At 65.2% G+C, this 13,686-nt stretch carries 14 protein-coding genes and 1 pseudogene; 10 read left to right on the plus strand and 5 right to left on the minus strand.

The window, feature by feature from the left end:
• Nucleotides 1-61 precede the first annotated feature (61 nt).
• From AB0N24_RS14880 to AB0N24_RS14890, 3 genes are all read left to right on the plus strand, one after another.
• The gene (locus tag AB0N24_RS14880) at nucleotides 62-535 is read left to right on the plus strand and encodes a hypothetical protein (protein ID WP_364125596.1); all 474 of its coding nucleotides are present in this window, start codon (nucleotides 62-64) and stop codon (nucleotides 533-535) included.
• Nucleotides 535-912 carry a hypothetical protein gene (locus AB0N24_RS14885; protein WP_364125599.1) on the plus strand — a complete coding sequence of 126 codons (378 nt, stop codon included), beginning with the start codon at nucleotides 535-537 and terminating at the stop codon, nucleotides 910-912. The genes AB0N24_RS14880 and AB0N24_RS14885 overlap by 1 nt, the downstream gene beginning before the upstream one ends.
• A gap of 208 nt (nucleotides 913-1,120) precedes the next feature.
• Nucleotides 1,121-1,528, plus strand: coding sequence for a GNAT family N-acetyltransferase (locus AB0N24_RS14890; protein ID WP_364125602.1), 408 nt, complete (start codon nucleotides 1,121-1,123; stop codon nucleotides 1,526-1,528).
• A gap of 21 nt (nucleotides 1,529-1,549) precedes the next feature.
• Here the strand turns inward: AB0N24_RS14890 and AB0N24_RS14895 are convergent, their stop codons facing one another.
• On the minus strand, nucleotides 1,550-2,026 hold the full coding sequence (locus tag AB0N24_RS14895; protein ID WP_364125605.1) for an NUDIX domain-containing protein: 477 nt from the start codon (nucleotides 2,024-2,026) through the stop codon (nucleotides 1,550-1,552).
• Nucleotides 2,027-2,133: 107 nt separating this feature from the next.
• On the opposite strand from AB0N24_RS14895, the gene AB0N24_RS14900 reads away from it, so the two are divergent.
• From AB0N24_RS14900 to AB0N24_RS14915, 4 genes are all read left to right on the plus strand, one after another.
• Nucleotides 2,134-2,907 carry an oxygenase MpaB family protein gene (locus tag AB0N24_RS14900; protein WP_364125608.1) on the plus strand — a complete coding sequence of 258 codons (774 nt, stop codon included), beginning with the start codon at nucleotides 2,134-2,136 and terminating at the stop codon, nucleotides 2,905-2,907.
• A gap of 83 nt (nucleotides 2,908-2,990) precedes the next feature.
• Entirely contained in the window at nucleotides 2,991-3,902 is a 912-nt protein-coding gene (locus tag AB0N24_RS14905; protein WP_364125610.1) for a DUF817 domain-containing protein, read from the plus strand.
• A gap of 44 nt (nucleotides 3,903-3,946) precedes the next feature.
• Complete coding sequence (locus tag AB0N24_RS14910; protein ID WP_364125613.1) at nucleotides 3,947-5,470, plus strand: aldehyde dehydrogenase family protein; 1,524 nt, start codon at nucleotides 3,947-3,949, stop codon at nucleotides 5,468-5,470.
• Nucleotides 5,471-5,667: 197 nt separating this feature from the next.
• Nucleotides 5,668-6,255, plus strand: coding sequence for an adenylate kinase (locus tag AB0N24_RS14915; RefSeq protein ID WP_364125616.1), 588 nt, complete (start codon nucleotides 5,668-5,670; stop codon nucleotides 6,253-6,255).
• 101 nt (nucleotides 6,256-6,356) lie between these two features.
• Here the strand turns inward: AB0N24_RS14915 and AB0N24_RS14920 are convergent.
• Nucleotides 6,357-7,205: pseudogene (locus tag AB0N24_RS14920) on the minus strand (HAD hydrolase-like protein).
• Between AB0N24_RS14920 and AB0N24_RS14925 the strand changes: the two are divergent.
• Nucleotides 7,146-7,664: an Lrp/AsnC family transcriptional regulator gene (locus AB0N24_RS14925; RefSeq protein ID WP_364125619.1), complete on the plus strand. Its 519-nt coding sequence runs from the start codon at nucleotides 7,146-7,148 to the stop codon at nucleotides 7,662-7,664. The pseudogene AB0N24_RS14920 and the gene AB0N24_RS14925 overlap by 60 nt on opposite strands.
• A 7-nt stretch (nucleotides 7,665-7,671) precedes the next feature.
• Here AB0N24_RS14925 and AB0N24_RS14930 read toward each other — a convergent pair whose 3' ends face one another.
• Both AB0N24_RS14930 and AB0N24_RS14935 read right to left on the minus strand, forming a co-directional pair.
• Nucleotides 7,672-9,081, minus strand: coding sequence for an aldehyde dehydrogenase family protein (locus AB0N24_RS14930; RefSeq protein ID WP_364125622.1), 1,410 nt, complete (start codon nucleotides 9,079-9,081; stop codon nucleotides 7,672-7,674).
• The gene (locus AB0N24_RS14935; RefSeq protein ID WP_364125624.1) at nucleotides 9,074-10,192 is read right to left on the minus strand and encodes a homoserine dehydrogenase; all 1,119 of its coding nucleotides are present in this window, start codon (nucleotides 10,190-10,192) and stop codon (nucleotides 9,074-9,076) included. The genes AB0N24_RS14930 and AB0N24_RS14935 overlap by 8 nt, the downstream gene beginning before the upstream one ends.
• Before the next feature lie 301 nt (nucleotides 10,193-10,493).
• Between AB0N24_RS14935 and AB0N24_RS14940 the strand changes: the two genes are divergently transcribed.
• The gene (locus tag AB0N24_RS14940; protein ID WP_364125627.1) at nucleotides 10,494-11,951 is read left to right on the plus strand and encodes an amino acid permease; all 1,458 of its coding nucleotides are present in this window, start codon (nucleotides 10,494-10,496) and stop codon (nucleotides 11,949-11,951) included.
• Nucleotides 11,952-12,135: 184 nt separating this feature from the next.
• Nucleotides 12,136-12,912: an IclR family transcriptional regulator C-terminal domain-containing protein gene (locus tag AB0N24_RS14945; RefSeq protein WP_364125630.1), complete on the plus strand. Its 777-nt coding sequence runs from the start codon at nucleotides 12,136-12,138 to the stop codon at nucleotides 12,910-12,912.
• Here the strand turns inward: AB0N24_RS14945 and AB0N24_RS14950 are convergent.
• Nucleotides 12,905-13,666 carry an IclR family transcriptional regulator gene (locus tag AB0N24_RS14950; protein ID WP_364125633.1) on the minus strand — a complete coding sequence of 254 codons (762 nt, stop codon included), beginning with the start codon at nucleotides 13,664-13,666 and terminating at the stop codon, nucleotides 12,905-12,907. The genes AB0N24_RS14945 and AB0N24_RS14950 overlap by 8 nt on opposite strands.
• Between the last annotated feature and the right edge of the window lie 20 nt (nucleotides 13,667-13,686).

Raw genomic sequence — 13,686 nt, forward strand, 5'->3', positions numbered from 1 at the left:
GGCTGGCACCGAGTCTGGGGTCGCATTGCTCCAACCGACCCGGGCTCAGACAGACGAGGCCATGAAACGACTTGAGCAAGCACGATCAAGCGACCCGGCAGGGTTCGCTGAGCGGCTTCGCATCATAAAGAAATCCAAGCCGCTCACCACCTTTCTGTCATCCGATAGTCGATTCGACAGCGGACTTCAAAAGAACTTCCTGGCCGCTTCCATGCCTACCGATGTACTTAAATCGTTGGTCGAGCTCACCGACACCGGGTATCTTTCACTCGAAGTCAGAGATGGGCCCAACAACACCAAGGTAGCCAAAATCATTAAGGCAAAACCTTCGATGGTCGGTGGCGGCAAAGGCAGCATGTCCATGAAACCGATGTTCCCGCAGTGCCCGTCGGCTTGGGCTGCCCTCTGGGCTTGGTGGGGCACCAATGCCGCATTCTGCGGCGCTTTGGGATTCTTCGGCCCCATGGCTGCGCTTGGTTGCTCAGCGGCCATGGCCATCGCCGGATCCGTGATTGACTTCAACCGAGGATGCTGATGAACACGAAAGTCACCACCACTGTACGAAACTATTGGTTGGCATTGGCCGCTATGTACGGGCTGACCCTGAGCGTTGTAGCAATGGCCGAATGGCCGTGGCCGTTGATTATGGGGGCCGCCTTCATCCTCTTCGGCGTCCTGCACGGCCTTCGATACCGTCAGGTAGGCCGAAACGTCCAAGGCAAGCTCGCCACTGCCAGCCCCGGAGTAGGCGTCGCAGGAGGCATATTCGGAGCCGCCGCGATACTCATCCACGGCACTCCGGTTGCCATCTGGGCAGGGCCGCTCCTGGGCGTAGTCACCTTCCTCGCCATGTACCTGTACCTTCACCGTTTCGGCCGGTTTTACAGGGGTCCCTCAGAAACGGCCACCTGAATGTGGAAGTCATGACGATGCCCGCAAGTTGAAGTCAGGCCCTGGACAGAATCCAGGGCCTGACTGCTGTCAGCCCGGTTGACCGACGGCTTTTCCCGTACCTACCGCCGTCGTCTGCTGCCGCGTGCGAGACTTTCCCGATGAACCCATCGGAGCCAGGGACTAGGCCGGTCCGGACCATCCGCCCGCCGAGCCCACCGACCTTCCCATGCTGTACAGGTCCGAGCTGCAGTACATGCGGGACATCGAGGGCGGACAGCTCGACGGCTGGATGCAGGCGATTGACCGGAACCTGGAGCTCTGGACCGCCAACCTCCCGCGTGCCCGGGTGGCGGAGGTGGACGGCGTCCCGGCGGGCATCATGCTGTGGATGCCGCTCCCTGAGGGGGCTGCGGTTCTGGTCACCCTTCACGTCCTGCCGGATCTTCGCCGGCAGGGGATCGGGCGGCTGCTGCTGGACACGTTCATCACTGACGCCAGGACGGGCGGCAGCACCTCGCTCACCCTCGGGGTCCACCGCGGCAATCCAGCACGTGCCTTGTACGAAGGGGCCGGTTTCGTGCGCACCGGCGAAGAGGACGCCTACCTGTATTACGCGATTCCGGGGGCGCCGTAGCTCCCGTCACCGGCTGTGCGTTCAGGAAAGCTTGTCCCGGAGGTGCTGGCTGAGGGCGTCAAGGATGGGCAGCTGGCCTTTCACCAGCTTGGTCCGCGATTCGGGTTCTTCGAACCAGCGGGCGTCGTCTATTTCGGGAAAGTGCTGGATGACGCCGGATCCCTTAGGCCATTCCAGCGGGAACGTATTGCTCACAACCTGTCCGGGCCGGAAGTCCCACTCTGCGGCGAAGGCCGTGATGATCTTGCCTGACGGCTGCCTGAACTCGCCAAGCCGGATGTAGTCGGCGGGCGGCGCCGGCGTGCCCATTTCCTCGGCGAACTCCCGCCGGGCGGCGGTTAGCGGATCCTCGTCCTCAGGGTATTCGCCCTTGGGAATGGACCATGCGTGGGCGTCCTTGCGGGCCCAGAACGGTCCGCCCATGTGGGCTATCCAGACTTCCAGCTGAGCTGCCGGGTTCCACCGGTACAACAGTATTCCTGCGCTTCGAACGGTCATGTTCCCTCCTCTCCCAAGGCTATACGGGCCGGCTGGCACCAAGTCGTCCGGCCGTTGACGGGACCTATGCGGGGGCGCCGTCCCGGACACTCGGGTAGGGTGTGGGCATGGTGCGTGGACTTGCCGACATGGGAGCGGAAGGCGTTCTGCTCGCGGGGGCAGGACGCGCAATTTTGCTGCAGATCGCGAACCCGGCGGTGGGCCACGGCGTGGCAGAACACAGCAATTTCACAGATCGTCCGCTGGAGCGGCTTCGCGGCACCCTGACCTACGTGTACGCCGTGGTCTACGGCACCGAGGGGCAGGTGGCAGCGGTGCGCCGCAGCGTGAACCGCGCCCATGGTCCCGTCCGCCGCAAACCCGATGCGGGTTCCGCGGGCTACAGCGCCTTCGATGCCCAGTCCCAGCTGTGGGTGGTGGCAACCCTCTATGACACCGCTGTCACGGTCTACGAGAGAATCTACGGGGCGCTGGACGACGAAGCGGCGGAACTCATGTACCGGGACTACGCGCGAATCGGTACGGCCCTGCAGCTTCCGGCAGAGTTGTGGCCCGCCGACCGCGCGGCCTTCGCCACCTACTGGGACGGCTGCCTGCAAAGGCTGCAGGCAGACGAGGTCAGCGTCCGCGTGGCCCGCGACCTGCTGTATCCGTCCAACCCGCAGCTTTGGCAGCGCCTGGTCATGCCGCTGGCCCGCTTCATCACCGTGGGACTCCTGCCGGACCAGCTCCGGCAGGGCTTCGGGCTGCCGTGGAGTGAACGCCATCGCCGCTGGTTCGACCGCACCATGCGGTGGTCCGCCCTGGTCTATCCGCGGCTGCCGCAGCGGGCCCGGCACTGGCCCAAGAACTATTGCCTCGCCCGGCTCGGCACGGCCTAGGGCCAGGCGCGCAGGCAGGAAACGGACAGGATGTCCGGCAGAAAAATCAACATTGCCACTCGTGGCGGGGGAACGGGATACCGATGCGCAGCTTCACGTCCGTAGAGCTTTTGATCGATGAGCGTGCTCACCGGTTTCTGGACAAGGCACCTGCCGGCGGTGCCCGTTCCAGGCTCACGGAGTTTGTTGTCTTCGGCCTCAAGCAGGGTTGGGCGTGCATCTTTGGCGCCGTGCTCCTTGCCGTTCTCCTTGCGGCGCGCCTCTGGTATCCCGACGACGCCGGACTGGCCAGGAACGACTTCCTGACACTTGCCGCCGTCGTGATCCAAATCCTGATGGTCGCCACACGGCTCGAAACCCTCCGTGAGCTCAGGGTGATTGTCCTCTTCCATCTGGTGGGAACGGTCATGGAGCTGTTCAAGACCGACGTGGGGTCCTGGGCCTATGAAGCCGAGGGTGTCCTGCGCATCGGGGCCGTACCGCTCTTCAGCGGCTTTATGTACGCGGCCGTCGGTTCCTACATGGTGCGCGTCTACCGCCTCTTTGACCTGCGCTTTGCCCGCTATCCGAGGCGGTGGGTGACGGCGGTCGTGGCCGCCGCCGTCTACGTGAACTTCTTCACCCACCATTACATCGTGGACGCCCGCTGGGTCCTGCTGGCCGCCGTCGTGATCATCTACGGGCGGTGCGTGATGCACTTCCGCGTGTTCCGCAGGAAGTTCCGGATGCCGCTGGTCCTGGCCTTCCTGCTCGTGGCGCTGTTCATCTGGATCGCGGAGAATATCGCCACCTGGTCCGGGGCCTGGCTCTACCCCAACCAGGTGGACGGATGGCACCTGGTCTCGCCCGACAAGCTGGTCTCCTGGTTCCTGCTGATGATCATCTCCGTGGTGCTCGTGGCCTGGGTCTACAAGCCACGGCCGCCCGAGGAGCCCGCGGTAGGAAGCGGGCCTCAAGCGGCCGATGCAGCCTGGTCGCAACCTTTGAACACCTAGCATGGGGGCCAGGACGAAGACGTCTGTTTTCCAGAGGAGTGACCATGACTGTTTATGTACAGCCCGGCCAAGAAGGATCCAAGGTCCAGTTTAAGGACCGCTATGAGAACTGGATCGGCGGAGAATGGGTGGCTCCAACGACCGGCCAATACATCGAGAACGTTTCCCCGGTGAACGGAAAGCAATTCACCGAGGTGGCCCGCGGCGCCGCTGCGGACGTTGAGCTGGCACTCGATGCCGCGCACAGGGCCGCACCGGCTTGGGGCAAGGCATCGGCCACGGAGCGCGCCGCCGTGCTGAACAGGATCGCGGACCGGATCGACGCGAACCTGGAGATGCTGGCGGTCGCCGAATCGTGGGACAACGGCAAGCCCATCCGCGAGACCTTGAATGCGGACATTCCGCTCGCAGCGGACCACTTCCGCTACTTCGCAAGCGCCATCCGCGCCCAGGAAGGCCGGCTCTCCCAGCTCGACGACGACACCACGGCCTACCACTTCCACGAACCCCTTGGCGTGGTGGGCCAGATCATCCCGTGGAACTTCCCCATCCTGATGGCCGTCTGGAAGATGGCTCCTGCCTTGGCCGCCGGCAACGCGGTGGTGCTCAAGCCTGCCTCCAACACGCCGGCCTCCATCCTGGTCCTGGCCGAACTCATCGCTGACCTGCTGCCGCCGGGCCTGCTGAATATCGTGAACGGCTTTGGTGCCGAAGTGGGAAAGCCGCTGGCCTCCAGCCCGCGGATCCGCAAGATCGCCTTCACCGGCGAGACGTCCACCGGACGCCTGATCAGCCAGTACGCCAGCCAGAACCTGATCCCCGTCACGCTGGAACTGGGCGGCAAGAGCCCGAACATCTTTTTCAACGACGTTGCCGCGTCCAACGACGCGTTCTACGACAAGGCGCTCGAGGGCTTCACCCTCTATGCCTTCAACCAGGGCGAAGTCTGCAGCAGCCCGTCCCGCGCCCTCGTCCAGGACGGTATCTACGATTCCTTCATGGCTGACGCCGTGGCCCGGACGCAGAAGATCATCCAGGGCAACCCGCTGGACACCAATACCCAGATCGGCGCCCAGGCATCGGTGGGCCAGATGGAGAAGATCCTCTCCTATATCGACATCGGGCTCGAAGAGGGCGCCAAAATCCTGGCCGGCGGTGCACCGACGGAGCTTGACGGGGACCTGGCCGGCGGTTTTTACGTCCAGCCCACCATCTTCGAAGGCCAGAACAAGATGCGGATCTTCCAGGAGGAGATCTTCGGCCCCGTGGTCTCCGTTGCACGCTTCACGGACTACAACGACGCCGTCAGCATCGCCAACGACACCCTTTATGGCCTCGGCGCCGGTGTCTGGTCGCGCAACGGCAACGTTGCCTACCGTGCCGGCCGCGAGATCCAGGCCGGCCGTGTGTGGGTCAACAACTACCACGCCTACCCGGCCGGCGCTGCGTTCGGCGGCTATAAGTCCTCCGGCATCGGCCGCGAGAACCACGCCATGATGCTGGACCACTACCAGCAGACCAAAAACCTCCTGGTCAGCCACTCCGAAAACAAGCTCGGCTTCTTCTAAGCCCGGGCACCAACCCAGGCTCACCGGGACTGCCACCCGTGACCGCCTACTGCACCATAACTACCGTTAGCTGCATAAAAAGCCAGTGGACGGCGGCGGGACCTCCCGCCGTCGTACTCTGCTGTCACGCACCGATGCATCCTGGTCGCCACTGACATGAAGCAGCGGCACTACGAAGGGTTATTTGAATGACGAGAATGTTGATTATTGGCCCGCCCGGATCCGGCAAGGGCACGCAGGCGGAGCGCATCTCGGAGCGCCTCGGCGTTGTGGCGATTTCCACCGGCGATATCTTCCGCGCCAATGTGAAGGGCGGGACGCCGCTTGGCATCGAGGCCACGAAGTACATGGACGCCGGTGACTTCGTTCCGGACAGCGTCACGAACGAGATGGTGCGCAGCCGCCTCTGCCAGGACGACGTCGAGAACGGTTTCCTGCTGGACGGATACCCCCGCACCACGGCGCAGGTTGATTATCTGGACGGGGTCCTGGCCAGGGGCGGGCAGGAACTGGACGTCGTGCTGCAGCTGACGGCAGACGACGACGAACTGGTCCACCGTCTCCTGGGCCGCGCCAAGGAGACGGGCCGCAGCGACGACAACGAAGCCGTCATCCGCCACCGGCTGGACCTGTACCACGGGCAGACCGAGGCCGTTGTGGCCAAGTATGCCGAGCGCGGCATCCTGACCCAGGTCGACGGCATCGGCGGTATCGATGAAGTGACCGACAGGGTGATGGGCGCCATCGAAAACCCAAGCACGGTCTCCATCGTCAGCGGACGGTGATCCGGCACCACGTGAACGCCGTGGTGACTAAGAGCTGAAGCCGGAGGACGACGGCGGGACTTCCCGCCGTCGTCCTCCGCTTCAGTCACCGGGCGGCTGCTTTACCGGCCTGCACGGAGCAGCCGCGCAAGGAGCTCGGGCGTCCCGGCGACAGCTGCGGCCCCGCGCGCTTCCGACGGGTCTCCGTATCCCCAGGCGGCAAAGATCGCAGGGATCCCGTGGGCCGCCGCCCCGGCAACGTCGTAGCTCCGGTCGCCCACCATGACCGGGCTGGAAATGTCCACGCCCTGCGCCTTCAGCCGCGCCAGCGATTCGGCAATAACGTCCTCCTTGGAGGCCCTGCCGGCTGCGTCGGACGCACCGCAGATGTCGGCGAAGTGACGGGCGATACCAAAAGCGCCCGCCAGCCGGACCGCCTGATCCTCCACTTTGGACGTTGCCACGGCCATCGGACACTGCAGCGAAGCCAGCTGGTCCAGGAGGCCGCCGACACCGTCGAAAAGGCTGGATTGTTCCGCCCCTGTTTCGGCTTAGGCCGCACGGTAATGCCGGAGCGCTTCCTGTGCGGTTGCCGCGTCCAGGCCCGCGCTGTGCCGGAACGACTCGTACATGGGCGGACCGACGTATTTGAGCAGGTCCCGGTGCGGAGGGACGGGCGCCTTTACGGCTTTGAGCGCCCGGGCAGCGCTGTCCATCACCCCCGGTGCGGAGTCCAGGAGCGTCCCGTCCATGTCGAACAGAATGCAGCTGACGGCGGCGGATGCCTGATTGTCCACGTGTAGACGTATCATTTCTGCGGAGCCTTTCTGGCTACGGTTTCGGAGCGCACAGTCCCAGGGGCAGCGGCGCACCGATGATTGCGGCGGAGGGTAGGGATGGACGGGGCGGGTTTGGATCACATCGACCAGAAGATCCTTGCGGAACTCACAAAGAACGCCCGGGTGTCCCATGCCGAGCTGGCCAGCAGGGTGCTCCTGTCCCGGAACGCCGTGCGGCAGCGTGTGGACCGCCTGGAGCGGCAGGGCTACATCCAGGGCTACACGATTGTGGCGGGCAGCGTGGGCCAGAGCATGGTTTCCGCTTTCCTCATGATTTACCGCAAGGACCGCATGCGCGGCGCGGACGTCCTGGCAGCATTGCGGACCATTCCCGAAGTGGTCCTCTGTGATGTCCTGAGCGGCGACTTCGACCTGCTGGTGAGGCTGGAGGCGCGCTCGCTGGACAGGGTCCAGGAGATCTGGGAGCAGATCGCGGCCCTCCCCGGCGTGGGCGACACCGTGACCGCGCTGACCCTGTCCAACGTCATCCGACGGCGGGCAGCCGACGGAGACGCCGCCGGGCACGCCGCCGGGCACGGAGACGGGCACGCCGCTGACGGGCTCCAGGACCTGCCGCCCGCTAGTTCCTGATGCAGACCTAGTTCCTGATGCAAACCACCTTCGCCTGGGTCATCTCCTCGTAGGCGAACCGGACGCCTTCCCGGCCCATACTGCCGTACTTGGACCCGCCGAACGGCATGCCGTCGAACCGGTAGTCCGAGGAGTCGTTGATCATCACGCCGCCTGCGTCCAGATCCCGGGCCGCACCCATGGCCGCCGCGAGGGAGCGGGTAAAGATGCCCGCATGCAGGCTGAAATCGATGGAGTTCGCCAGCCCGATCGCTTCGTCGTAGGTGCTGAACATCTTGAGCATGACCACCGGTCCGAACACTTCCTCCTGCCAGAGGCGGCAGTCCTCCGGAACGGACTCCAGGACGGTCGGTAGCAACACATTTCCCTCAGCCCGGTTGCCGGCCAGTACTGTTGCGCCCGCGTCTATGGCGCCGCCGATCTTCAGCTGGACCTCCCTGACCGAGCCGGGGCTGATCATGGGGCCAACGTCAGTCCGTTCCTCGGATGGGTCGCCGGTGACCAGTGCTCTCGTGGCCGCCACGAACTTCCGGCGGAATTCGCCGTAGACGGAGCGGTGGACCAGAATCCGCTGTACCCCCACGCAGTTCTGGCCCGCGGCCCAGAACGCGCCGGATACACATGAGTCCACGGCCTGGTCCACGTCCGCATCGTCCAGGACGATCACCGGCGCGTTGCCGCCCAGGTCCATGGCGAGCTTCTTCAGCCCCGCCGTGCGGGCGATTGCCTCACCGGTCGCGAACCCGCCGGTAAAGGAGACCATCCGGATGTCCCGGGTCCCGATAATGGCGGCCGCAACATCCCTCCCGCCGTTGACCACTGTGAGGACCTCCGGCGGCAGGCCGGCGTCGTACAGTGCGTCAGCCAGCAGCCGGGCGGACAGCGGCGTGAGGGCTGAGGGCTTGAGTACGACGGCGTTGCCCCCGGCGATCGCCGGGCCCACCTTGTGGGCCACCAGGTTCAGGGGATCGTTGAAGGGCGTGATGGCCGCAATGATCCCGAGCGGCTCCCGCGTGAACCAGCCGGTCCGGTCCTCCGATCCGGCATAGGAGTCGAACGGGATGACTTCGCCGGCACCGCGCGTGGCTTCCTCCGCGGACAGCCGGAGCGTGTTGACGGCCCGGTGGACTTCCTTGCGCGCCTGGCGGATGGTCTTCCCCGCCTCCGCCACGATGGTCCGGGCGAAGTCCTCGGTTCTGCGTTCAATGTCCGCCGCGGCCGTGGACAGGATGGCGGCGCGTGCATGGCGGGGCAGGGACTTAGCTGTTATGGCTCCGGAGCGGGCCGTGGCCATCAGCGCAACAACCGCGTTGGCATCGGTGGTGGGGACCGCTCCGACAATCCTGCCGTCGTGGGGGCTGGTCACCTCGTGGAGCTGGGGAATCTGGACGTCCTGCAGAACGGTGGCCTCAGACACGTGCAAGCCCTCCGTCTTCCGTGGCAGCCTCAAGGGAGCCGGCCGCGGCAGGGGAGCCGGCGGCGCCGCTGATTTCCGATGCCTGATGGATGGCGATGATGTCAGAGAGCAGCGCGTAGGCCGTCTCGATCCGTCCGGCGCCGGGGCCGGAAACCGTCACGGGGCCCAGCAGGTCAGTTTCGAACGAGACAGCGTTCGTGGCGCCCGAGATGCCGGCAAGGCTGTGTTCCAAGTCGACGGCGCGCGGTGCAACGCCCGCCGCGATGCCGCCGTCGGGAGTCCGCCTGGCGGATCCGACCAGTTTCCAGCGCTGGCCGGCCGAAGCGGCCGCCCGGATGTCCTCCGGCGTTACTGCGGAGATGCCCTCGCGCCGGATGTCCTTCAGCTGCAGGTTCCCGCCGAGGAGCTCGTTGGCGAGGATCAGCACCTTCAGCTGCACGTCAAAACCCTCGAGGTCCGCGGCAGGATTCGCCTCGGCATAGCCCAGCTCCTGGGCTTCCCGGACCGCCTCGCCAAGGTCAAGGCCGGCTTCCATGCGCCCCAGAACGTAGTTGCTGGTGCCGTTCATGATCCCTTCGAAGCCGTTGATCTTCAGCCCGCTGAACATCTGCTTGGCAAGCCGGATCACCGGCGTGCCGCTCATGACGGCACCCTCAAACTCGAAGCGGACTCCCTGCTGTTCCGCCAGGGCCGCCAGTTCCCGGCCCCGCAGCGCCACCGGCCCCTTGTTCGTGGTGCAGACGCTTTTGCCCGATTCCAGTGCCCAGCGGACGTGCGAAACCGCGGGCTCGCCGTCGTCGGGATTGGTGAAAGTGGCCTCACAGATGATGTCCGCTGTGCAGTTGCGGATCACCGCCTCGTTGTCCGGTGCCGCGGAACCGCCGTGCCGGGCAAAGGTCTCGCCGCCGCCGTCTCCGCCCAGCGCCAGGGCCATGGACAGATCAATACCGTCGGCGTCCATCAGGGAACCGAGGCGCAGATCGGTGATGGCAACTACACGCAGGCCGAAGCCCAGCTCGGCGCGGAGGGCTTCGCCGCGGGCGGCGATCAGCTCAGCCAGGCTGCGGTTCACTCCGCCGAAGCCAATAAGTGCAAGGTCGTAGGTGGTCATGCCGTGTCCTTCTCTCGGAAATGCTTGGTGGTTCCATGCTCAGGCCGGTCCGTGTCCGTCCAGCCATGTGAATCCGCCCAAAGGACTGCGCAAAGTGACCAAGGATGACGCCATGTGTACCGCGACGCCTTAATATTCGTGCAATATATGCATCCAGGGATGTTTTTAAAGATCAAAACGGCGATTTGGTGTTACTTTCGTCACGGCGGTTGGGTTTACCGGAATGGTCCCCGACGCCCTCCGAGGCTTTCCGGTGCATCAATCCCGTTCGCACCCCGACTACTTTTCCCGGGAGCAATTCATGGAACTTTCTTCCACAACCCGCTTGGATCCGCAGGCTTCTTCATCCCCTGGATTGGGACCCGCTGAATCAGACCTTGGACCGGCGCCGGGGCTCCGCCGATCCATGGGGCCGCGGCACCTGGTGATGATCGCCATGGGCGGCGTCATCGGGTCCGGCCTCTTCCTCAGTTCGGGCTACACGATTTCCCAGGCCGGCCCGCTTGGGGCAGTCCTGGCGTATCTCGTGGGCGCGTTCGTCGTCTACCTGGTCATGGCCTGCCTCGGCGAGCTGGCCATCGCTTATCCGGTCTCAGGCGCGTTCCACATCTACGCCGCCAGGTCCATCGGTCCGGCCACCGGCTTCACCACGGCCTGGCTGTACTGGCTGTGCTGGGCCGTGGCCCTGGGGTCGGAGTTCACCGCGGCCGGCCTGCTCATGCAGCGCTGGTTCCCGGGAATTGAGGTGTGGGTGTGGTGCATCGTCTTCGCGTCCATCCTGTTTGCCCTGAACGCCGTCTCCTCGCGCTTCTTCGGCGAATCCGAGTTCTGGTTTTCCATCATCAAAGTGGGCGCCATCGTTGTCCTGATTGCCTTCGGCGGGGCCGCCCTGGTCGGGTTCCACCCGCTGGCCGGAGGTTCCCACCCGTTCCTGCTCGAAAACTTCAACACGTCGGGCGGACTGTTCCCCAACGGCTTCTCCGGCGTCCTGGTGACTGCCCTTGCAGTGTTCTACGCGTTCTCCGGTTCGGAACTCATCGGCGTCGCAGCCGGCGAAACCGCCGACCCCGAGACCAGCATTCCCAAGGCCATGCGGACCACCGTGTTCCGCCTCTTGATCTTCTTTGTGGGCGCCATCGGCGTCATCGCTGCCACCATCCCCTTTGACCAGGTGGGCCTGGACGAGAGCCCCTTCGTGACGGTCTTTTCCTCCATCGGCATTCCCTATGCGGCGGACATCATGAACTTCGTCATTATCACCGCACTGCTCTCCGCCGGGAACAGCGGCCTGTTCTCCTGCGCCCGGATGCTCTTTTCCCTGTCCGAGGAAGGGCACGCACCGAAGGCTTTCCGGAAGCTGACCAAAAACGGGATTCCCCTCATCGCGCTCTGCGTCAGCATGGTCGGCGGGCTGGCTTCGCTGATCAGCAGCGTGGTGGCTCCGGAATCGGTGTACCTCGCGCTGGTGTCTGTTGCCGGGTTCGCCGTTGTGGGGGTCTGGATGTCCATCACGGCGTCGCACTTCTTCCACCGGCGTGCCTTCGTGCGGAACGGCGGAAACATCCACGATCTCGCCTACAAGGCCCCGCTGTTCCCGGTGGTCCCGATCCTTGCCTTCACGCTGTGCCTCGTCTCGCTGATCGGCATCGCCTTCGACCCGAACCAGGTCGCTGCCCTCTACTTCGGCATTCCTTTCGTGGGCGCCTGCTACGCCTTCTTCTACATCAAGTACGGACGACGGCGGCAGCTCGCGGAGTAGCCTGCTGCGGCAGTTCTGCGGCAGTTCTGCGGCAACCCCGCCGGCCCGGCGGCCGAACCAGTCTTCGGCCGCCGGGCCTCCGGCGTGTTCGTCGAAAGGCTTGCCGGCAAAGACGAAAGCCGCCGGTCACCGCCGCCTGGGTGTGAGAATGGGCGTTGAAGTCCACCAGAGGGAGCGGTTCAGCTTGGAATTGTCGGAAGCGTCATCGCTGGGCCAGGGCCTTCGCATTGTCCGGCTCATCGTCGACCGCGAGAAGCGGGGCAGGGGACTGCTGGGCGTTTCGCAGCTCGCCGCCGAGCTGGCGATGGACCAGGGCCGCGTGTCCCGGCTTACCCAGGAGCTCTGCGAACTGGCCATTCTGGAGCGGGTGGAACGCGGGCCGTTCCGTGCCGGGCCGGCCTTCTTCCAGCTTGGGGCCAGCCTCAATGTTGGCTGGATCGGCGAGGCTAAGAGTGAGCTGGAACTTTTCGTGGCTGAGTTCGGCCTCCGGGCCCGGCTGTCCGTCCGTGACGGCGTACGGGTGATCCTGCTCAGGACGTCCAGCAATGACGGCGCGCTGGGAAGCTTTGTGAAACCCGGCATGGTCACCCCCGTCTGGTGCACAGGTTCAGGCCGGGCCCTCCTCTGGGACCACAAGGCCACCGAGGTTGAGGAGCTTCTTCAGGGTGTGGACTTTATCGGCGTGGGCGGCCCAAGGGCAGCTCACTCCGTGCCGGAAGTGTGCGCATTGATGGAACAGGACCGCCCGCAGGGTTTCATCAGGGCGGCCGAGGAGTTCGAGCACGGGGTCCATGAGCTTGCCGTTCCCGTGCGGGATCCGGCCGGGCGTGTGACCGCTGCCCTTGCCGTCCTGGGCAGCGGTGCCGCTTTTGACGTCCGGGCCGAGGAAATTGCCGGGGCGCTGCACTCGGCAGCACAGCGCCTCTCGGCGGTGGGCCCAGGCCGCGGGGGCGTCAGCTAGGCCGGCCCAGGGCCGCTTCAAGCCACCCGCACCACTTCAGGGCCGCGGCGGCAATCTCTTCGCGCTTCGGTTCCAGCCGCGCCTTTGATCCGACCACCTGCAAAGCCGCGATGGCCTCGCCGCGGAAGTCGCGGACAGGAACGGCCACCGAGTACAGATGGGGCTCCGCCTCTTCATCCACAACGGAATAGCCGCGCTGCCGCGCCCCGGCCAGACGGGCCAGGAAGTCTTCAATATCGGCGGGAGTGTTGGGGCCATGGCGGACAAAGTCGGTCTGGCTGAACACGGCCCGGACCTCGGCGTCGCTGGCGTCCCACAGCAGCGCCTGGCCCGCGTCGCTGCAGTAGGCGGGGTAGGGCCGGCCGATCCACGAGCCCACCATCCTGCTGTTCGGCGGGACGTGTTCACCAATCGTTACGGTGCTGTCCCCGTTGAGGACACCGAGGAAGCAGCCTTCCCCGGTGTCCTCGACGAGCCGCTCCAACGCCGTCATGCCTTCCGTCCGGAGCCGTTGCTCAGTGAGTAGCTGGGCATCCGTGTATAGGCTCCAGTCCAGCGAATACTCCCGGTGCCCGCCACGGAGCAGGAAGTTCTCCTGCTGGGCGGCCTTGAGCCCGCGGGAAACCTGGCTGCGGTCCTTGCCGAGATCTGCGGCGATGTCCCCGACGGTCGCGCCCCGCGCTCCTCCGCCGTGACGGGAGCCAACGGCGAAGACAACCTGCATTCCGCGGCCCATGCTGGAGATTTTCGACATGGCTCCGATCTTAGTTGCTG

Origin of the sequence: Arthrobacter sp. NPDC093128 (assembly GCF_040683875.1) — a bacterium.
GTDB lineage: Bacteria > Actinomycetota > Actinomycetes > Actinomycetales > Micrococcaceae > Arthrobacter.

Excerpts from the sequence above, each read along its gene's own strand:
- AB0N24_RS14880 (WP_364125596.1), top strand. The coding sequence starts at position 62 with ATGAAACGACTTGAGCAAGCACGATCAAGCGACCCGGCAGGGTTCGCT.
- AB0N24_RS14885 (WP_364125599.1), top strand. The coding sequence starts at position 535 with ATGAACACGAAAGTCACCACCACTGTACGAAACTATTGGTTGGCATTG.
- AB0N24_RS14890 (WP_364125602.1), top strand. The coding sequence starts at position 1,121 with ATGCTGTACAGGTCCGAGCTGCAGTACATGCGGGACATCGAGGGCGGA.
- AB0N24_RS14895 (WP_364125605.1), bottom strand. The coding sequence starts at position 2,026 with ATGACCGTTCGAAGCGCAGGAATACTGTTGTACCGGTGGAACCCGGCA.
- AB0N24_RS14900 (WP_364125608.1), top strand. The coding sequence starts at position 2,134 with ATGGTGCGTGGACTTGCCGACATGGGAGCGGAAGGCGTTCTGCTCGCG.
- AB0N24_RS14905 (WP_364125610.1), top strand. The coding sequence starts at position 2,991 with ATGCGCAGCTTCACGTCCGTAGAGCTTTTGATCGATGAGCGTGCTCAC.
- AB0N24_RS14910 (WP_364125613.1), top strand. The coding sequence starts at position 3,947 with ATGACTGTTTATGTACAGCCCGGCCAAGAAGGATCCAAGGTCCAGTTT.
- AB0N24_RS14915 (WP_364125616.1), top strand. The coding sequence starts at position 5,668 with ATGTTGATTATTGGCCCGCCCGGATCCGGCAAGGGCACGCAGGCGGAG.
- AB0N24_RS14935 (WP_364125624.1), bottom strand. The coding sequence starts at position 10,192 with ATGACCACCTACGACCTTGCACTTATTGGCTTCGGCGGAGTGAACCGC.
- AB0N24_RS14940 (WP_364125627.1), top strand. The coding sequence starts at position 10,494 with ATGGAACTTTCTTCCACAACCCGCTTGGATCCGCAGGCTTCTTCATCC.
- AB0N24_RS14950 (WP_364125633.1), bottom strand. The coding sequence starts at position 13,666 with ATGTCGAAAATCTCCAGCATGGGCCGCGGAATGCAGGTTGTCTTCGCC.